Source organism: Neobacillus sp. MER 74 (assembly GCF_023714155.1).
The window spans coordinates 24,219-44,163 of record NZ_JAMAUV010000024.1; the positions used below are offsets into that span (position 1 = coordinate 24,219).

At 40.1% G+C, this 19,945-nt stretch carries 16 protein-coding genes; all 16 read left to right on the forward strand.

Annotated features, from left to right (window positions below):
* The first annotated feature begins 27 nt into the window (after positions 1-27).
* The 16 genes from mfd (at position 28) to M3610_RS23570 (ending at position 19,941) form a co-directional block, all read left to right on the forward strand.
* On the forward strand, positions 28-3,573 hold the full coding sequence (gene mfd, locus M3610_RS23495) for a transcription-repair coupling factor (RefSeq protein WP_251463047.1): 3,546 nt from the start codon (positions 28-30) through the stop codon (positions 3,571-3,573).
* Between the two features lie 290 nt (positions 3,574-3,863).
* On the forward strand, positions 3,864-4,400 hold the full coding sequence (spoVT, locus tag M3610_RS23500; RefSeq protein WP_098576767.1) for a stage V sporulation protein T: 537 nt from the start codon (positions 3,864-3,866) through the stop codon (positions 4,398-4,400).
* A gap of 247 nt (positions 4,401-4,647) precedes the next feature.
* Positions 4,648-6,264, forward strand: a complete 1,617-nt coding sequence (locus tag M3610_RS23505) for a putative polysaccharide biosynthesis protein (RefSeq protein ID WP_285851465.1) — start codon at positions 4,648-4,650, stop codon at positions 6,262-6,264.
* Complete coding sequence (gene yabN, locus M3610_RS23510) at positions 6,258-7,727, forward strand: bifunctional methyltransferase/pyrophosphohydrolase YabN (RefSeq protein WP_251463051.1); 1,470 nt, start codon at positions 6,258-6,260, stop codon at positions 7,725-7,727. Before M3610_RS23505 ends, yabN begins: the two co-directional genes overlap by 7 nt.
* A gap of 17 nt (positions 7,728-7,744) precedes the next feature.
* Positions 7,745-8,020 carry an RNA-binding S4 domain-containing protein gene (locus M3610_RS23515; RefSeq protein WP_098576770.1) on the forward strand — a complete coding sequence of 92 codons (276 nt, stop codon included), beginning with the start codon at positions 7,745-7,747 and terminating at the stop codon, positions 8,018-8,020.
* Positions 8,021-8,096: 76 nt separating this feature from the next.
* Positions 8,097-8,399: a sporulation protein YabP gene (gene yabP / locus M3610_RS23520; RefSeq protein ID WP_098576771.1), complete on the forward strand. Its 303-nt coding sequence runs from the start codon at positions 8,097-8,099 to the stop codon at positions 8,397-8,399.
* Positions 8,396-9,028: a spore cortex biosynthesis protein YabQ gene (gene yabQ, locus M3610_RS23525; RefSeq protein WP_251463053.1), complete on the forward strand. Its 633-nt coding sequence runs from the start codon at positions 8,396-8,398 to the stop codon at positions 9,026-9,028. The genes yabP and yabQ overlap by 4 nt, the downstream gene beginning before the upstream one ends.
* Before the next feature lie 13 nt (positions 9,029-9,041).
* Positions 9,042-9,425 (forward strand): FtsB family cell division protein, encoded by a 384-nt coding sequence (locus M3610_RS23530; protein WP_098576793.1) that lies wholly within the window; start codon positions 9,042-9,044, stop codon positions 9,423-9,425.
* A 95-nt stretch (positions 9,426-9,520) separates the two neighbouring features.
* Positions 9,521-9,958, forward strand: coding sequence for a S1 domain-containing RNA-binding protein (locus tag M3610_RS23535; RefSeq protein ID WP_098576773.1), 438 nt, complete (start codon positions 9,521-9,523; stop codon positions 9,956-9,958).
* 298 nt (positions 9,959-10,256) lie between these two features.
* A complete protein-coding gene (gene spoIIE / locus M3610_RS23540; protein ID WP_251463055.1) occupies positions 10,257-12,734 on the forward strand; it encodes a stage II sporulation protein E in 2,478 nt (825 codons plus the stop codon).
* A 95-nt stretch (positions 12,735-12,829) separates the two neighbouring features.
* Entirely contained in the window at positions 12,830-13,567 is a 738-nt protein-coding gene (locus M3610_RS23545; protein ID WP_098576775.1) for a VWA domain-containing protein, read from the forward strand.
* Entirely contained in the window at positions 13,536-14,552 is a 1,017-nt protein-coding gene (locus tag M3610_RS23550; RefSeq protein WP_251463074.1) for a serine/threonine protein kinase, read from the forward strand. Before M3610_RS23545 ends, M3610_RS23550 begins: the two co-directional genes overlap by 32 nt.
* 189 nt (positions 14,553-14,741) lie before the next feature.
* Entirely contained in the window at positions 14,742-16,127 is a 1,386-nt protein-coding gene (gene tilS, locus M3610_RS23555) for a tRNA lysidine(34) synthetase TilS (RefSeq protein WP_251463057.1), read from the forward strand.
* A 24-nt stretch (positions 16,128-16,151) separates the two neighbouring features.
* Entirely contained in the window at positions 16,152-16,697 is a 546-nt protein-coding gene (gene hpt / locus M3610_RS23560) for a hypoxanthine phosphoribosyltransferase (RefSeq protein ID WP_098576778.1), read from the forward strand.
* Between the two features lie 117 nt (positions 16,698-16,814).
* On the forward strand, positions 16,815-18,749 hold the full coding sequence (ftsH, locus tag M3610_RS23565) for an ATP-dependent zinc metalloprotease FtsH (RefSeq protein WP_098576779.1): 1,935 nt from the start codon (positions 16,815-16,817) through the stop codon (positions 18,747-18,749).
* 412 nt (positions 18,750-19,161) lie between these two features.
* The gene (locus M3610_RS23570) at positions 19,162-19,941 is read left to right on the forward strand and encodes a type III pantothenate kinase (protein ID WP_098576780.1); all 780 of its coding nucleotides are present in this window, start codon (positions 19,162-19,164) and stop codon (positions 19,939-19,941) included.
* Positions 19,942-19,945 lie beyond the last annotated feature (4 nt).

Consider the following 19,945-nt stretch of genomic DNA (forward strand, 5'->3'; position numbering starts at 1 on the left):
TGATGGAAGAAGGAGGGAGGAGAAATCTTGAATGCTTTAACATCGTTATTCCTCAAGCAGGAAGATGTCCATTCCGTGATTGCCGGAGTGGAAGAGGGCCTAAAGGAACAGCTGATTGCTGGGTTATCAGGATCGTCTAGAACCGTGTTAGCCGCATCTATTTACGAACAAATGCAAAGGCCGATCATGCTCGTCACACATAATCTACTACAAGCACAAAAACTTTATGATGATATTGTCAATCTATTAAGCGAAAAGGAAGTTTTTCTTTTTCCTGCGAATGAGTTAATTGCTGCCGAAATGAGTATTGCCAGTCCTGAATTAAAGGCACAAAGAATAGAAGCCTTGAATTACTGGAGTAAACATAAAAAGGGAATATTAATTGTCCCCGTTGCAGGATTAAAGAAAATTGTCCCACCTAAGTCAATCTGGGAGAAATACCAGCTCTCATTAAAATTAGGAGAAGATATAAATATTGACCAAACCTTAAACACATTTATCAAAATGGGGTATGTTCGAGCAGAAATGGTAACAACACCAGGGGAATTTAGTGTAAGAGGCGGGATTATTGATATTTATCCGCTAACGGAGTCAAATCCGCTCCGAATTGAATTATTCGATACAGAAATCGACTCGATTCGTTCCTTCTCTTTAGAAGACCAACGTTCGAAGGAAAAGGTTTCAGAGATTCAGATTGGACCGGCAACAGAGGTATTACTGGAAGCAGAGAATTATAGCCAAATGGTTGAGAAGCTTGAAGCAGGGTTAGGGAATAGCCTTCGAAAGCTGAAGGATGATAAGGCCAAAATGCAACTGTCACAGAATATCAGTTTTGAAATAGAGCAATTAAAAAATGGACAGAAGCCTGACCAAGTATTTAAATACCTATCACTAGCGTACGATCGTGCTAGTAGTCTACTAGACTACCTGCCAAGAAATGGACTTGTATTTGTTGATGAAATAAGCCGAGTTCAAGAAATGAATGATTCATTAGTAAAAGAAGAGGCAGAATGGTATACAAGTTTACTTGGCACTGGTCAGATTATCCATGATTTACATATTTCCCATGACCTAACTGTACTTTTGCATAAAAAGGAATGGCCAATCGTTTATATGTCCTTATTTTTGCGGCATGTGGCAAATACCAGCCCGCAAAATATTATTAATATATCCTGCAAGCAAATGCAAAACTTCCACGGTCAGATGCATTTGTTAAAAGCAGAGGTGGACCGTTGGAAAAAAAGCAATTATTCTATTTTATTTTTAGGACCTGATGAAGAACGGGTTAAAAAGCTAGAGCGTGTCCTCGAGGATTATGAGATCAGTGCGAGTGTAATCAAAAGCGGACAACAGCTGATGCCTGGTAAAGTTCAAATTATGCATGGGAATCTGCAAACAGGTTTTGAACTGTCCATTCAGAAAATAGCGGTGATTACTGAGGAAGAACTATTTAATAAACGTGTCAAAAAATCTACTAATCGCCAAAAACTATCAAATGCTGAAAGAATTAAAAGTTACTCTGAGCTAAAAATCGGTGATCTTGTAGTTCACGTCAATCATGGAATCGGTAAATATCTAGGGATTGAAACGCTTGTCATTAACGGAATTCATAAGGATTATCTCCATATCCGTTATCAAGGAACAGACAAACTATATGTCCCTGTCGAACAGATTGACCTAGTCATGAAGTATGTTGGTTCGGAAGGCAAAGAGCCAAAGATCTATAAGTTGGGCGGAACGGATTGGAAAAAGGTCAAGAAGAAGGTTCAATCTTCTGTTCAAGATATTGCTGACGATCTAATTAAATTATATGCAGAGCGGGAAGCAGCGGTTGGCTATGCCTATTCACCTGATGGAGATTTGCAGAAAGATTTTGAAACGTCTTTTGCTTACCAAGAAACTGATGATCAATTGCGCTCTATTCATGAGATTAAAAAAGACATGGAAAGACCGCGTCCGATGGATCGTCTTCTTTGCGGGGATGTTGGCTATGGAAAAACAGAGGTAGCCATTCGTGCCGCCTTCAAGGCCATCGCTGACGGCAAGCAGGTAGCTTTTCTGGTTCCAACTACCATCTTGGCCCAGCAGCATCATGAAACATTACGGGAAAGGTTTCAGGATTATCCCATTAATATTGGCCTGTTGAACCGCTTCCGTTCGAAGAAACAACAAACAGAAACAATTAAAGGATTAAAGGCAGGGACGATTGATATTGTCGTAGGAACACACCGCCTGCTATCCAAAGATATTGTTTACCGGGATTTAGGCCTGTTGATTATTGATGAAGAGCAGCGTTTTGGAGTGACTCATAAGGAAAAGATCAAGAAACTAAAAACAAATGTTGATGTCTTAACCTTGACTGCAACGCCAATCCCTCGAACGCTGCATATGTCTATGCTTGGTGTCAGAGATTTATCGGTCATCGAGACGCCGCCTGAAAACCGATTCCCTGTCCAAACGTATGTGATGGAATATAATGGATCATTGGTGCGGGAAGCGATCGAAAGGGAACTAGCCCGAGACGGACAAGTTTATTATTTATATAACAGGGTGGAAGATATTGAGCGAAAAGCGGAAGAAATATCGATGCTTGTGCCGGATGCACGCGTGGTATGTGCTCATGGTCAGATGACAGAAAATGAATTAGAAACGGTGATGATCGGCTTTTTAGCGGGTGAATATGATGTTCTTGTTAGTACCACCATCATTGAAACCGGTGTGGACATACCGAATGTAAATACCTTAATCGTTTATGATGCGGATCGAATGGGTCTGTCTCAGCTTTATCAGCTCCGCGGCCGCGTTGGTCGTTCAAACCGTGTCGCCTATGCCTATTTCACTTATCGAAAAGATAAAGTCTTAACGGAGGTCGCAGAAAAGCGTCTTCAAGCTATTAAGGAATTTACCGAGTTAGGTTCTGGTTTTAAAATTGCCATGCGTGATTTATCGATCAGGGGAGCGGGTAATTTATTAGGTGCCCAACAGCATGGATTTATTGACTCTGTTGGTTTTGACCTTTATTCCCAGATGTTAAAAGAGGCGATTGAAGAGCGAAAGGTAAGCATCGGCGTACCTGGAACAGCTGTAAAGAAATCAGTCGAAATTGACCTTGAAATTGATGCTTATATTCCTGATACATATATTAAGGATGGGCATCAAAAGATAGAGATGTATAAACGGTTCAGGGGTGCTGAGTCCCTCGATGATATTGAGGAACTTGAATCAGAAATGCTCGACCGTTTTGGGGAGTATCCGGAAGAGGTTGCCTCTTTATTTCAGATTGCTGAAATGAAAGTTTATGCTCTATTAAATGGCGTGGACCAAATTAAACAATCGAAACAAGAAGTAACCATTTTAATAAATGAAGAGGTGACCAACACCATTGATGGAAGTAAGATTTTCCAAATTGGCAGTCAGTTTGGGCGAAATGTTTCTCCAGGAATGGAAGGTCCTCGACTGAAAATTGTTATTAAAATCAAGGATTATTCTGTTTCAGAATGGTTGAATATTACCTTTGAAATGGTTAAGGGTGTATCCAAAGCCAAAAAGGTTCATGAAAATCCCGTGAATTAAGAGGAATTGGCCAACACAGAGTTACTCTAACCAAGTTAATCCGTTTGAGCGAATCATTCCAAAGAAATGAAGCATTATCCAATTTGGGATAATTCTAAGATATTTGAAAAAAAATTACGTTTATGTATATAACTTTCCAGATGAAAGATACTAAGTTCAAAGTTGGTGATGATTGGCAAGAAAGGCGGAAGCGACCGAATTATCTAATTTGGAAAAGCTAGTCTATTTCTTACCTCTCAAGGATCATTACCAAGTTGAATAATCATCAGATGAAAGTGAGGCAACATTGGATGAAAGCAACTGGAATAGTTCGTCGAATCGATGATTTGGGTCGTGTTGTCATTCCCAAAGAAATACGCAGAACTTTGCGTATACGCGAAGGGGATCCGTTAGAGATCTTTGTGGATCGAGACGGAGAAGTCATCTTGAAAAAATATTCACCTATTAGTGAATTGGGTGATTTTGCCAAAGAATATGCTGAAGCGCTTTTTGATAGCCTTGGAAACCCTGTATTAATTTGTGATAGAGACTCTGTTATCGCAATGGCCGGGGGTTCTAAGAAGGAATACTTAAATAAAAATATTAGTGATGTCATTGAAAAGTCCATGGAAGAGCGAAATTCAATTTTGAACACGCAAAAGGGCGATATTGCCTTAGTGGATGGAAATGAGGAAGCAGTAACTTCCTATACGATTGGACCTATTATTGCAAATGGTGACCCAATCGGAGCAGTCATTATTTTTTCTAAAGAAGGAACTCTTGGCGAGGTGGAACAAAAGGCGGTAGAAACCGCAGCTGGGTTCCTCGCTCGACAAATGGAATCATAAAAAAGGCAGCGACAGCTGTCTTTTTTATTTAGCTTAAAAACGGCTGTTCGTGTGCTATAATAACCTTCGAGTTTGTATTTTAATGTCTAGCTCCAGCGCCCAGCGGCTAGTGTACTTCGCCCTTTTCCTGTCGATAAGTCAACTTCGAATCGCTACGCTCTTCGTGTTTCCTTTATCTCAGTCAAAGTGCTCCAGTCCATACGCCGCTAAACGGGCGCTTCCGCTTTTCTATTTAGTAGGTGAATGAATGAAGTCTGTGAATCAGTCTAGGGCTCTGTTTAGGGGGGCTTTTATTTTAATGCTAGCGGCACTGGTTACAAAAATTTTAAGTGCCTTTTACCGAATTCCTTTTCAAAATATTGTCGGTGATATCGGTTTTTACATATACCAACAGGTGTACCCGTTTTATGGAATGGCCATCGTCCTGTCGACGACGGGCTTTCCGGTGGTTATTTCTAAGCTGTATGCGGAGCAGAAACTAAAAGGTGACGATATCAAATCTCGTCTTTTGTTATTTTTCTCCTTTATTTATTTGCAATTATTTGGTTTTCTTTGTTTCTTGGTTCTTTATTTTGGGGCAGGCAGCATCGCGGTTTGGATGAATGACCCGCATCTAGCGATTCTTTTACGGGTTGTCTCAATCGTGTTTTTGATGTTTCCACTGATATCAATCCTACGCGGGTATTACCAAGGCAGCGGCAACATGGTTCCTACCGCCTTATCCCAGGTGGGGGAACAATCAACCAGGGTGGTAACCATCCTCTTTCTAGCATATCTTTTTATGGAAAAGGGCTATTCACAGTATCTTGTTGGCGGAGGGGCCATGTTTGGCTCGATTACAGGCAGTATGGTCTCAGGAATCATCTTGTTTATGTTTTTGTGGATTCGTAAAGAATGGAAGGTAATAGCACCCGGTCCAGGTATGTTTCAAAACTATGCTGGCGAGGCCAAAAAGATCCTAAAGGCACTGATCTTCCAAGGTCTAACGATTTGTATCAGCGGGATGCTGATGATTTTTATCCAGTTAGGGGATTCGTTAAATCTCTTCTCCCTTCTTGTCTCAAGTGGAGTTGAAAAAGACATGGCAAAGGGCCTTAAGGGGATATTTGATCGGGGGCAGCCGCTTATTCAATTAGGTACCATTGCTGCGACCTCGATGTCATTAACACTTGTTCCTTTAATTACAAGAGAGCGTTTATCAGCCAAACCGGAATTTTTGCAACACAAAATTCAAGTAGCTCTTAAGGTAAGTGTGATCATTGGTGTCGGGGCATCGGCTGGACTATGGGCAATTATTGAACCAACCAATACGATGCTGTTTGAAAATAACGCAGGATCTGAGGTCATCGGTGTGCTTGGCTTTATGATTCTATTTACATCGATTACATCAACGATTATTGCCATTATGCAAGGGCTTGGAGTCATGCTTTTTCCTGCCATCGCGGCAGCCCTTGCCTTTCCGGTGAAATATATACTAAATGGTGTGTTCGTTCCCTTATATGGAACAATGGGGGCAGCCATTTCTTCACTGCTTTCACTATTTCTCGTCACAGTTCTGTTATTCGTTCAATTTAAAAAGATCACCAGGATTTCGCTATTTTCTCTGCGCTTTTCGTGGACGGTGGTCATGGCGACAGCAACTATGGTCGTCTTTTTAAAAGTTTATTTATATTTATGGGGCACAGATGATGTTGGACGAATCGAGTCCGTCTTTCAATCGCTAAGTTCCGCTCTATTAGGTGGATTCCTCTTCTTATTGGTGATGATTAGGGGGAGAGTGTTTCTTGAAGAAGAACTATCATTATTTCCATTTGGAAGTAAATTAATAAAATTAATGGCACGAAAGGATAGGAATAGATGGTGAAAAAGATTGAGATTCTTGGTTTAGGTGCAGGGGATTTAGCGCAGCTTCCCGTTGGAGTATATAAGAAATTAATGAACGCAGGAGAGGTATTTTTACGGACGAAGGAGCACCCTGTCGTCGCTGAGTTAGAGAAAGAAGGATTTACTTATCTTTCGTTTGATGCGATTTATGAAAAACATGATCAATTTGAGGATGTGTATGAAGAAATTGCTCAGACACTATTGGATAAGGCCGGCCGCGAGGCGGTGGTTTATGTGGTCCCCGGACACCCGCTAGTGGCGGAGCAGACCGTACAGCTCCTTTTAGAGTATGGTCCAAAGCGAGAGATTGAGATTACGATTGGCGGCGGTCAAAGCTTTATTGACGCCTTATTTACGTCGTTAAAAATTGACCCCATTGAAGGATTCCAATTGCTTGATGGGACATCACTAAGCAAAGAGCTGCTGCAGATTCAACAACATATGATCATTGGCCAAGTTTACGATCAATTTGTTGCTTCGAACGTGAAACTAACGTTAATGGAAAAATTACCTGATGATTATTTGGTGTATATTGTAACGGCCGCAGGAAGCAGTGCTGAGATTATCGAGAAGATACCTTTGTATGAGTTGGATCGAAATGTATCAATCAACAATTTAACGTCCGTTTATATCCCTCCAGTTAAAGAAGAACAAATTCTATTGAAGAATTTTTCAAAACTCAGGGAAATTATTGCCGAACTCAGGAGTCCGACAGGCTGTCCATGGGACCGGGAGCAAACACATGAATCCTTAAAGAAATACTTAATTGAAGAAACCTTTGAAGTGATTGATGCAATAAATAGTGGAGATATTGATCATTTAATTGAGGAACTTGGCGATGTACTGCTGCAGGTCATGCTCCATGCACAAATTGGTGAGGATGATGGTTATTTTTCGATAGATGACATTATTGAGGGATTATCAGCAAAAATGATTCGACGCCATCCCCATGTCTTCGGAAATGTTGAGGCAGAGAATGCGGATGAAGTCGTTCGAAATTGGCAGGAGATTAAGAGACAGGAAAAGGGTGAAGAAGCACCCAACTCTTTACTTGAGGGGGTGTCAATGGCATTACCCAATCTGTTAAGAGCCTATGAACTGCAAAAGAAAGCAGCCAAGGTTGGCTTTGATTGGCAGGAAATTACCCCAGCTTTGGAGAAAGTGAAAGAAGAGCTCGAAGAATTTGTGCAGGAGCTTGATGGAACAGAAGAAGGAATGAAACGTGCGAAAGGGGAATTCGGTGATTTATTATTTGCGTTTGTAAATGTCGCCAGATTCTTAAAGATTCATCCGGAAGAAGCTTTGTTTGAAACCAATGAGAAGTTTACACGCCGGTTTCAGTTTGTCGAGGAAAGGGTAAAGGAAAGCAGCAGGACATTTGAGGAACATACACTTGAACAACTTGACCAATATTGGGATGAGGCAAAAGTTAAGGGATTATAAAAGAGGAGGACAACTACATGCGTCTTGATAAATTTTTAAAAGTATCTCGTTTAATTAAAAGAAGGACCTTAGCAAAAGAAGTATCGGATCAGGGACGAATTGAAATTAATGGGAAAGAGGCTAAGGCCAGCTCAACGGTAAAAGTCGGTGATGAATTAACCATTCGTTTAGGGCAGAGGAAGGTAACAGCGAGAATTGACCGAATTCAAGATACCACACGCAAGGAAGATGCAGCAGAAATGTATACTATCATCAATGAAGAAAGAATTGGTTCCACCGAATCGCCCTTTTAGTAACCGGGTTCTAATTTTTTCATCCCTCACATAAATATGTATCAAAAAGGTTGTACAAAGATTGTGAGGGATGTTAATGAGCCAATTTTATGAGAATAATCCATCAAAGAGCACCGTTCCAGAACATGATGTCATCATGAGGGGCAGAAGGCTGCTTGATATTACAGGGGTTAAACAAGTTGAAAGTTTTGATAATGAGGAGTTTTTACTCGAGACCACCATGGGGTTTTTAGCTATCAAAGGGCAGAACCTGCAAATGAAAAACTTAGATGTAGAAAAGGGTCTTGTTTCGATCAAGGGGAAGATCTTTGATCTAGTTTATCTTGATGAGCAGCACGGGGAGAAAGCTAAAGGATTCTTTAGTAAGTTGTTCCGATGAGCCTCTCGACTCAATTTTTCACCCTGCTTTCGATGATTGGAATGGGCACCTTGTTTGGTGCCATGTTCGATACTTATCAACGGTTTTTAAAACGGCCGAAACGAAAGCAATGGATAGTCTTTTTGAATGATTTACTCTTTTGGATTATCCAAGCAGTGATTATTTTCTATACCCTATTTTTAGTCAATAATGGCGAGCTTAGATTTTATATCTTCCTCGCTCTTATTTGTGGATTTGCTGCTTACCAGAGTCTATTTAAAGGGATCTATCTTCGCTTGCTCGAATTTGTGATAAAATCTGTGATTGCGATCAGCCGCTTCTTGAAAAAGACCTTCCAGCTATTGATCTATAAACCAATTGTTGGGCTTGTTCAGTTTATTATCATCATTATCATTGCGATTGGCAGGGGCCTTTTCACCCTTGTAAAATTTATTGGTAAGGTTTTATTATTAATAGTCAAAATTATTGTCGTTCCGATGCAAAAAATCCTGTTGCTCTTTTGGAAACTTTTGCCGAAAAGTATTAAAAAATCCGTCGAGAAGTTATATAATAAAACGGCAGGAAATTTTCAGAGAATCAGGAATTATATTACTAAGTTTATAGATAGATGGAAAAAACGAAATGAGTAAGGCGGTGAGGGAAATGGGAGCAGAACAAAAGAGTAGTGTATCAAAGATTCAGACAACCTTTGTAAAGCAGCAAGAATATGCAGAAATTGCTTCAGCTAGGAAAAAGAAGTTATTAGCAAGAAGGCTGACAATGTTTCTGGTATTTGCGAGCATTCTCTCTTACTTGATGATTTCCAGTAACATTTCCCAAACGGCAAAGCTCAATGCTAAGATTGCACAGAAGAAGCAGCTGGATCATGAGTTAAGGCAATTAAAAGGGCAGCAAGATATTCTAAATGAAAATATTATTAAATTAAATGATGATGATTATATTGCAAAGTTGGCAAGAAAAGAGTACTTTTTCTCCAGTAAAGGTGAAATCATTTTTAATATTCCAGATGAAAAGAAGGGTAAATGAACCATTTTATAGTCATATTGACACTGATTTTTTTCTTTTTGTATAATATAGAGTAAGATTGATTTTTTAAACTTTTAAGGAGGAACATTCTTTTTATGTCAATTGAAGTAGGCAGCAAGTTACAAGGAAAGGTAACCGGGATTACTAATTTTGGAGCGTTTGTGGAGCTGCCGGAGGGCTCAACAGGACTCGTACACATCAGTGAGGTCGCAGACAATTATGTGAAAGATATTAATGACCATTTGAAGGTTGGCGACCAAGTAGAGGTAAAAGTCATTAATGTTGAGAAGGATGGGAAGATTGGGCTGTCGATTAAAAAGGCAAAGGATCGCCCTGAGTCACAGCAAAGATCCCACTCAAACTCACACTCACAACGACCTCGTCAGGGTAGAAACAACGATCGTAATAATTTTAAGCCGGAAAATTTTGAAACCAAAATGGCCAAATTTTTAAAAGATAGTGAAGATCGTTTATCTTCCTTAAAAAGGAACACAGAGTCCAAACGTGGAGGAAGAGGAGCTAAGCGGGGGTAACTTGCTGCTAAACTTTTAATAGGATAAAGAGTGGATTCACTTCATATCTATAGGTAAAGACAGGTCGAAAATGACCTGTCTTTTTTGTACTTTAAACGGAAAATGGGTGTCAGGCACCATGTGAATTTATTCACATGGTGCCTGACACCCATTTTGTTTCGACACTAATTAATATTATTTGAATGATAATAGTGAAAACAGTCGAACGATTTTTTTTGCTAGTTCACTAATTTGACAAACTTCTGTGTCTATTAATTTTATAATTATCTGAACAATGAAAGAATAGGGAGTGTGATTTATGGAAAAGACAAATGCTAGTTTCATAGAACCGGTCAGTGAAGTTAATCTTCAGCCATCCAAATGGGCTTTGCAGAGTGGATTGAAAAAAATTCAACTAATGCTGGAGTCCTTTTTCATAAAAAAAGGGTTCTTACTATTATTGGTTGGTTTTTTACTTGGACGGGCCTTGATCTTGGCGAAGCTGACCCCTTTTTGCCTTCCCTTTTTTGCTTCTGTTTATTTAATTAAGCGAGATCGGGCACCGCTTGCCTTGATCGGACTGGTTATCGGGGCAGTGACCATTTCCTTATCAAATGCTGCCAGTACCTTTATCATTACCCTTTGCTTTATCGTTGTTTTTCGTATTAGCAAGAAATGGCTAACAAATGAGTTGAAGGCAGCGCCGTTTTTTGTCGCCATTGTGCTTGGACTGGGGAAACTAGCTGAAGCATTTATCCTTTCAACACAATTGACACTATATGATTTCATGATGGTAGGGGTACAAACAAGTCTAGCTTTTATATTGACGCTTATCTTTTTACAAAGTATTCCCTTGTTAACCTTTAACAAACGAAGACAATTGTTAAAGACAGAAGAAATCGTCTGTTTAATTATCATGCTTGCTTCCATCATGACAGGGACGATCGGCTGGAAGGTATATGATTTATCGGTGGAACATATCTTGTCGAGATACTTAGTGTTAGTGTTTTCATTTATTGCTGGGGCAACTGTCGGCTCCACTGTTGGGGTGGTTACGGGGTTGATTTTCAGCCTTGCAAGTGTTTCAAGTTTTTATCATATGAGTCTACTAGCTTTTTCAGGTGTTCTGGGCGGCCTTATGAAGGAAGGGAAGAAAATAGGTGTTTCGATTGGTTTATTTATTGCCACGCTCCTCATTGGCATGTATGGGGAAGGTGGCGATGGTTCGATTCTGATGACCGTTTTGGAAACATCGGCGGCTGTTTTCTTATTCCTGCTGACACCTCAAGTATTAACCTCAAGATTAGCGAAGTATATCCCTGGTACGCCGGAATACACTGCTGAACAGCAAAAATATATGCGGAAGATGCGCGACGTCACCGCGCAGCGGGTGTCACAATTTTCGAATGTCTTCCATGCCTTGTCCAAAAGCTTTTCACAGATGGAGGTTCAACCGCGGGAAGATGAAAATGAGCGGGAAATGGATTACTTTATGAGTAACGTGACTGAAAAGACCTGCCAAACCTGCTTTAAGAAAGATCAATGTTGGGCTAGTAATTTTAATACAACCTATGCTTATATGGAAGAGATTATTCATGAAATGGATCAAAACGGTGGGAATATTTCTTCTAAACTAGCAAGGGATTGGGAAAGAATTTGTACACGTTCCAAAAAAGTCTATGAATCAATTGGCCAGGAATTAACCTTTTTCCAAGCCAACCAAAAGCTGAAGAGACAGGTTCAAGAGAGTCGTAAGTTGGTAGCTGATCAATTGTTAGGTGTATCAGAGGTAATGGATAATTTCGCAAAGGAGATTCAACGGGAAAGGGAAAATCACCACAAACAGGAAGAGCAAATTATGGAGGCGATGCAATCGTTCGGTATTCACATTGAGCAGGTGGAAATTTATAGCCTTGAACAAGGAAATGTCGATATTGAAATGTCCCTGCCATTTTGCAATGGCCATGGTGAATGTGAAAAATTAATTGCCCCGATGTTATCAGATATTCTTGGTGAGACAATCGTTGTAAAACTGGAAGAATGTGCAACCGTTCCGACAGACTTTTGTCATGTGACATTCAGGTCGTCAAAGGCGTATACAGTGGAAACAGGTGTAGCTCATGCAGCAAAGGATGGCGGACTGGTTTCAGGTGATAGCTATTCGACGATTGAACTAGGATTTGGTAAGTATGCGATTGCCATCAGCGATGGGATGGGAAATGGAGAAAGAGCACATTACGAAAGTAAAGAAACCTTGCTTCTTTTACAAAAAATCCTGCAATCGGGCATTGAGGAAAAGGTGGCGATAAAATCTGTTAATTCCATCCTTTCACTTCGGACAACGGATGAAATTTTTTCTACGTTGGACTTAGCCATGATTGACCTGCAAAATGCATCAGCGAAGTTCCTTAAGATTGGATCCACACCGAGTTTTATAAAGAGAGGAAATAAGATTATTAAAATCCAAGCCAGCAATTTGCCAATTGGGATGATCCAGGAATTTGAAGTGGACGTGGTAAGTGAGCAATTGAAGGCCGGAGATTTACTCATCATGATGAGTGATGGGGTATTTGAAGGACCCTTGCATGTAGAGAACTATGATTTATGGATGAAACGGAAACTACAAGGATTAGAGACAAACGACCCACAAGAAGTAGCTGATTTAATCCTAGAGGAAGTGATTCGCTCGCGTTCTGAGATTATCCATGATGATATGACAGTAACGGTTGCAAAAATAAACCATAATACACCAAAATGGGCGTCCATTCCTGTTCAAAAATTAAAGCGCCAAGCATGAACAAGTTATTTTATGCAGCTTCTATGTTAAATATGTATAAATCACCTTCTTCCCGTCGAAAATGGTACCAATACATGTAGTGAAGGGAGAAGGTTATGTATACAGGGAAGATTCGCCAAATTTTACTTATTACAGATGGATGTTCCAATCAAGGAGACGATCCAATTGCCATGGCTGCACTCGCTAGAGAACAGGGAATCACTGTTAATGTTATTGGAGTGATGGAACAGGATACCATTGATGAAAAAGGGATGACCGAAATTGAAGGGATTGCCATGTCAGGCGGAGGAGTCAGTCAGATTGTCTATGCCCAGCAATTATCGCAAACCGTACAAATGGTTACCCGCAAAGCCATGAATCAGACGATTCAAGGAGTGGTAAACAGAGAATTGCAGCAAATTTTGGGACGCTCACAAACGATGGAAGATCTCCCGCCCGAAAAACGAGGCGAAGTTATGGAGGTTGTGGATGAATTAGGAGAAACTGTCGAATTAGAAGTGTTGATTCTTGTCGATACAAGTGCCAGTATGAAACACAAACTGCCGACAGTAAAAGAAGCACTCCTAGACCTCTCTCTAAGCTTGAACGCCCGTACAGGTGATAATCAATTTTCAGTTTATGTATTTCCCGGGAAAAAGAAAGATGTCGAAATGCTGTTGGATTGGACACCGAAGCTGCAAACATTGACAAGTGTATTTTCCCAATTGTCTACGGGAGGAATAACCCCGACAGGACCAGCGTTACGGACAGCGCTATCCTCATTTGATCAAAAACAATCCTTAAGGAGCCTTCTTTCACGTGATGATGAATCATACTTTGAAGAGTCAATGTAAGGTAAGCCCAGGAACGGTTATTTCAGGGAAATGGCATTTGAACAAGTACACGATTATAAGGGAACTTGGATTTGGAGCAAACGGGGTGGTCTATCTTGCCAAACATTATAACACTCAAGTAGCGCTGAAAATGAGTGATAATGGGATGTCGATTACTTCAGAAGTAAATGTTTTAAAATCCTTAGCAAAGGTCCAGGGAACCCCAACCCTTGGACCTTCTTTGCTTGATGTTGATGATTGGCAAAGTAATCAAGGACGGGTTTCATTTTATGTCATGGAATACATTGACGGCCCAGACTTCTTATCCTTTTTACAACAAAAGGGAAAGTCGTGGACGAGTGTATTATTTTTGCAGCTGTTAAATGATTTAGACAAGCTTCATGAAAATGGCTGGGTATTTGGCGACCTTAAGCCAGAAAATTTAATTGTCACAGGACCACCTCCCAAAATAAGATGTATCGATGTGGGCGGTACAACCATACAGGGGAGAGCCATTAAGGAGTTTACTGAGTTTTATGATCGCGGCTATTGGGGGCTGGGTTCAAGGAAGGCCGAACCTTCGTATGACTTGTTTGCAGTGGCCATGATTATGATTAACACAGCCTATCCCAAACGATTAACGAAAACAACAGGGGGGATTGTGCAGTTAAAGGAAGCGATACGTCAGAAAACAGAGTTAATAGCTTGGGAAAAAGTCATTTTAAAAGCACTTCAAGGCGAATATAGCAGCGCGAAGCAAATGAGAGCAGACCTATTAGATCTGATGATTGATAAAAAAAGTCCCGATTCAGTTCCCAAAAAGACGGGCGGGACGAGCAAATTAGCATCAAAACAACAACCACAGCCGGGGTCAATGGGAAGTAAATCGATGACAAGGCAGCACTACCGCAAAAAAAAGAAAAAAAGCGGTTGGATGGAATTCTGGTTAATAGCCATTGTGTTAGGCCTATTATACGCATGGTATACATTTAATAAATTACTATAAATGTTTGAAACTTATTATGAAGTCATTCGTATAACATTTAATACACGAAAATTTCCATAAATGAATAGGAAATATTTCTAGGCTATTTGTAATATCAATGCTTTGATACTTTATTCTTAAAAGTGGTAGACTAAGGTTATTCTTACTATTTAAAGTTCTAAACATTGTTTTAAGGAAGAGTGCAATATTATGTTGGAAACAAAGGTCAAGACCTTTCTTCATCACCAGGCATTTAGTTTAACATCAAAAAAAATTGTCATTGGTGTTTCAGGAGGTCCGGATTCGTTAGCGCTGCTGCACTATTTGCTTTCGGAAAAGGAGAAGCAAAATATGCTCCTTGTTGTTGCTCATGTAGACCATATGTTTCGTGGTCAAGAGTCCTATGAGGATGCGATTTTTGTTCAAAAATTTTGTGAACAAAATAGCCTGCCTTTTGAAATGACTCGGGTCAATGTTCCGAAAATCATCGAATTAACGGGTAAGAGTTCGCAAATTGCGGCACGCGATGCGAGATATGAGTTTTTTTTAGAAATTATGGAAAAGTATCAGTATCCATTTTTAGCGCTGGCACATCACGGCGATGATCAAATGGAAACAATGTTAATGAGAGTAACAAGGGGCAGTACGGGGCTTGCTCGTGCAGGCATTCCATTTATCCGCCCATTTTACAGCGGTACCATTTTTCGTCCGTTCTTAGGGTTGGAAAGAGCTGACATAGAGGATTACTGTCAAAGGCATCATCTTAACCCAAGAATAGATCCAAGTAATGAAAAAGGAATTTATAGCAGAAATCGGTTTCGTAAAGAAGTGATTCCCTTTTTAAAAAAGGAAAACCCGCATGTCCATGAACATTTTCAACGGTTTAGTGAAGAATTAACCACCGATGAAATCTTCCTTCAGGAATTAACTGTTCAACAAATGAATACAGTAATGACAAAAAAGGAAGAGTGCAAAATTACCATTGACATTCACCGGTTTCGTGAAGTGCCTTTACCTTTACAAAGGAGAGGGATTCAACTAATATTAAACTATCTTTACAAAGAAAAACCAACATCTTTATCCGCTGTACATATCGATCAAGTATTTTTGTTAATTCAGCATCCTCTGCCATCAGGTAAGCTTGATTTTCCTAATGGTTTAAAAGTTATCCGTTCCTATTACTCCCTTACATTCCAATTTCAATCGAATGAGGTACCATCATATCATTTTGAATTGAGAGAACCGGGTGTGATTAACTTGCCGAATGGCGGGGAAATTAATTGCAGATATGTAACGGAGAAAATTCTGGATGCAGATGTAAACACGGCTTTGTTTAGTGTCGGCACGATAAAGTGGCCAGTTATTATTCGTTCTAGAAAAATTGGCGATCGAATGACGATCAAGGGATTGAATGGTTCCAAAAAATTAAAGTCCATATTTATTGATCAAAAAGTACCAATGCAGGAACGAAATATGTGGCCAGTACTAACTGACAAAGAAGGTAATATTATTTGGCTGCCAGGTTTAAAAAAGTCTTCATTTGATGGTATAGATTGCAAAGCTAAACAATATATACTATTCACATATCAAAAGTAGGGATCTTCTAGGAGGCACATTTAGATGAAACAGGACATTGAAAAAGTATTAGTATCAGAGGAAGAGATTCAAGATAAAATCAGGAGTCTAGCTGCACAATTAACGGAAGAGTACCAAGATAAATTCCCGCTTGCTATTGGGGTGTTAAAAGGTGCGATGCCGTTTATGGGTGATTTATTAAAACGGATGGATTGCTATCTAGAAATGGATTTTATGGATGTATCGAGCTACGGAACCGGACTTGTTTCTTCGGGCGAAGTAAAAATTATTAAGGATTTAGATACATCTGTAGAAGGAAGAGACATCCTTATTATCGAAGATATTATCGATAGCGGTTTAACGCTTAGCTATTTGGTGGATTTGTTTAAATATCGGAAAGCAAAATCCATTAAGATTGTCACACTGCTTGATAAACCAACAGGCAGAAAAAGCGCAATTCAAGCGGATTATGTAGGTTTTATTGTGCCAGATGAATTTGTTGTCGGTTATGGCTTGGATTATATAGAAAAATATCGAAACCTTCCATACATTGGCGTATTAAAACCTGAAGTATACACAAATGATCTCTAAGCATCCTTACCGTTAACTTGGAGGTAGTAAGCCCTATCAAAGTGTAATTTCTTGAATTTGTAAGATTTTCTATGATACCATTTACTATAGTTTGTCTATCGCGGGAGGAGGTAAGAGATGAATCGGATTTTCCGTAATACCATCTTTTATTTATTGATATTTTTAGTCATTATTGGTGTGGTAAGTTTCTTTAATGGAAGTAACGAGTCGACAAATCATATTTCATATGATAAGTTTGTTGCCCAACTAGAAAGCGGCGATGTAAAATCGTTCTCCATGCAGCCTGAACGCGGAGTTTATGAAGTCCGTGGTGAGTTAGATTCGAAGAAAAAATTCATAACGTATGTACCAAACAGTGAAGAAATTATTAACAAAATTAATAAAGCTGATTCAAAAGTGGAAGTAATGCCTGCGAAGGAAACAAGCGGATGGGTGACTTTCTTTACATCGATTATTCCGTTTGTGATTATTTTTATTTTATTCTTCTTCTTATTAAACCAAGCTCAAGGCGGCGGCAGCCGTGTTATGAACTTTGGTAAATCCAAAGCGAAGCTTTATAACGATGATAAGAAAAAAGTGCGTTTTAGAGATGTAGCTGGTGCTGATGAAGAAAAGGCAGAATTGGTGGAAGTGGTTGAATTTTTAAAGGATCCACGAAAATTTGCTGAATTAGGAGCCCGCATTCCAAAAGGTGTTCTCCTTGTCGGACCTCCAGGTACTGGTAAAACATTGCTTGCTCGTGCTACAGCGGGTGAAGCAGGTGTACCGTTCTTCTCGATTAGTGGTTCTGATTTCGTTGAAATGTTTGTAGGGGTCGGGGCTTCCCGTGTCCGTGATTTATTCGAAAATGCAAAGAAAAATGCACCATGTATTATCTTTATTGATGAAATTGATGCCGTTGGACGTCAGCGTGGCGCAGGCCTAGGCGGCGGACATGATGAACGTGAACAAACCTTGAACCAATTGCTTGTTGAAATGGACGGGTTTGGGGCAAATGAAGGAATTATCATTATTGCTGCTACCAACCGTGCTGATATTCTAGATCCTGCGTTATTACGTCCAGGTCGTTTTGACCGGCAAATTACTGTCGACCGTCCGGATGTTGTTGGACGTGAAGCAGTCCTTAAAGTCCACGCACGTAATAAACCATTAGATGACTCTGTTAACTTGAAAAATATTGCGATGCGTACACCAGGATTCTCTGGTGCAGATTTAGAAAACTTATTGAATGAGGCAGCATTAGTTGCAGCCCGAAGCAGTAAGAAGAAAATCGATATGGAAGATATTGATGAAGCAACAGACCGTGTTATTGCTGGACCAGCTAAAAAGAGCCGAGTGATCTCTGAAAAAGAACGTAATATTGTTGCCTTCCATGAGGGCGGCCATACAGTGATTGGTTTAGTGCTCGATGAGGCTGACATGGTCCACAAGGTTACAATTGTACCTCGTGGTCAAGCAGGCGGATATGCTGTCATGCTTCCTAGAGAAGACCGTTACTTTATGACGAAGCCGGAATTACTCGATAAAATTGTTGGTTTATTAGGCGGCCGTGTCGCTGAAGAGATTGTCTTTGGTGAAGTAAGTACAGGGGCGCATAATGACTTCCAACGTGCAACTAGTATCGCTCGTAAGATGGTAACCGAATATGGTATGAGTGATAAACTTGGACCACTTCAGTTTGGTCAAGGTTCAGGCGGTCAAGTATTCTTAGGCCGTGACATTCATAATGAGCAAAATTATTCAGATGCGATTGCGTACGAAATCGACTTGGAAGTTCAACGCATTATTAAAGAATGTTATGAAAGAGCCAGAGTCATTCTCACTGAAAATCGTGATAAACTTGACCTCATTGCGAAAACATTGCTTGAAGTGGAAACACTTGTGGCTGAACAGATTAAATACTTGGTTGACCATGGCCATATGCCAGAGCCTAATCAAGCTTTAGAAGCTGTGAAAATTGGCCCGAAAAAAACAGACGATGTAAAGGTTAATATTAATAAGAAAAAGGATGAACTCGAGCCAGAGAATCCTTCTGATGAATTAGATAAATAATAAATGTGTAAAGAGTGCTTCGTGAGAAGCACTAAGCTGTCGGAAAACTTTCGACAGCTTTTTTTTATCTACTTATACAACTCATAGCGTTAATTTGTTTTTTGAGTTGCTGACATTTATTCCTAAACCTGTTGATTGGAGCGGAAGGTGCGAAGACTCCTGCGGGAGTACGGGGCAGGGGAGACCCCGCAGGAGCGCAGCGACGAGGAGGCTCGCCGGCATGCCCGCGAACCGCACGCACCTGGAGCGCGCAAATCAACAGACCTATCGCAAAGCCAGAAATAAAGAAAAATACTCAATTTTGACAACTTGAGTGATACGTATAAAGCACTCTTTTTTTTCATGATTAATCAAATCTATGGTATTATGTTTTCAGTAAAGAAGAGAATAATCTGAAAAGTGAGTGATAGATTTGATTTTCGTATTTGATGTAGGGAATACTAACATTGTTTTAGGAGTTTACGATGGTGAGGAGCTTAGATATCATTGGCGTGTTGAAACCAATCGAAACCGCACAGAAGATGAGTTTGGAATGAACATTAAAGCTTTGTTCGATCATGCAGGACTCTCTTTTTCAGATATTGACGGCATCATTATTTCTTCAGTCGTTCCACCAATCATGTTTGCGCTCGAAAGAATGTGCCAAAAGTATTTTCACATTAAGCCGTTTGTTGTGGGACCTGGAATCAAAACGGGTCTGAATATTAAATATGATAACCCAAGGGAAGTCGGAGCTGACCGAATCGTCAATGCTGTAGCTGCCATTCATGAGTATGGCAGTCCGCTGATTATCGTCGACTTTGGAACAGCGACGACCTATTGTTATGTGAATGAGGAACGTCAATATATGGGTGGTGCAATAGCTCCAGGAGTGGGTATTTCAACTGAAGCGTTGTATTCACGTGCGTCAAAATTGCCTAGGATAGAGATTGCCAGACCTGAAGGGGTAATCGGTAAGAATACAGTAGCGGCAATGCAGGCAGGAATTGTCTATGGGTATGTTGGTCAAGTAGAGGGGATTGTCAAGCGGATGATGGAACAAGGTGAGAAAAAGCCTACCGTTATTGCAACAGGCGGTTTAGCGAATTTAATTGCTCAAGAGTCCACCATTATTGATATTGTTGATCCATTTTTAACTTTAAAAGGTTTACAGCTTATCTATAAAAGAAACATAGGACAACCTAAGGAATAACAGC

What these genes read in the sequence shown, in the direction of transcription:
- yabQ (WP_251463053.1), top strand. Translation starts at nt 8,396, where the DNA reads ATGAGCCTCTCGACTCAATTTTTCACCCTGCTTTCGATGATTGGAATG.
- yabN (WP_251463051.1), top strand. Translation starts at nt 6,258, where the DNA reads ATGGTGAAAAAGATTGAGATTCTTGGTTTAGGTGCAGGGGATTTAGCG.
- M3610_RS23535 (WP_098576773.1), top strand. Translation starts at nt 9,521, where the DNA reads ATGTCAATTGAAGTAGGCAGCAAGTTACAAGGAAAGGTAACCGGGATT.
- M3610_RS23515 (WP_098576770.1), top strand. Translation starts at nt 7,745, where the DNA reads ATGCGTCTTGATAAATTTTTAAAAGTATCTCGTTTAATTAAAAGAAGG.
- M3610_RS23550 (WP_251463074.1), top strand. Translation starts at nt 13,536, where the DNA reads ATGATGAATCATACTTTGAAGAGTCAATGTAAGGTAAGCCCAGGAACG.
- hpt (WP_098576778.1), top strand. Translation starts at nt 16,152, where the DNA reads ATGAAACAGGACATTGAAAAAGTATTAGTATCAGAGGAAGAGATTCAA.
- spoVT (WP_098576767.1), top strand. Translation starts at nt 3,864, where the DNA reads ATGAAAGCAACTGGAATAGTTCGTCGAATCGATGATTTGGGTCGTGTT.
- yabP (WP_098576771.1), top strand. Translation starts at nt 8,097, where the DNA reads ATGAGCCAATTTTATGAGAATAATCCATCAAAGAGCACCGTTCCAGAA.
- M3610_RS23505 (WP_285851465.1), top strand. Translation starts at nt 4,648, where the DNA reads ATGAAGTCTGTGAATCAGTCTAGGGCTCTGTTTAGGGGGGCTTTTATT.
- ftsH (WP_098576779.1), top strand. Translation starts at nt 16,815, where the DNA reads ATGAATCGGATTTTCCGTAATACCATCTTTTATTTATTGATATTTTTA.
- spoIIE (WP_251463055.1), top strand. Translation starts at nt 10,257, where the DNA reads ATGGAAAAGACAAATGCTAGTTTCATAGAACCGGTCAGTGAAGTTAAT.
- M3610_RS23545 (WP_098576775.1), top strand. Translation starts at nt 12,830, where the DNA reads ATGTATACAGGGAAGATTCGCCAAATTTTACTTATTACAGATGGATGT.
- M3610_RS23530 (WP_098576793.1), top strand. Translation starts at nt 9,042, where the DNA reads ATGGGAGCAGAACAAAAGAGTAGTGTATCAAAGATTCAGACAACCTTT.
- tilS (WP_251463057.1), top strand. Translation starts at nt 14,742, where the DNA reads ATGTTGGAAACAAAGGTCAAGACCTTTCTTCATCACCAGGCATTTAGT.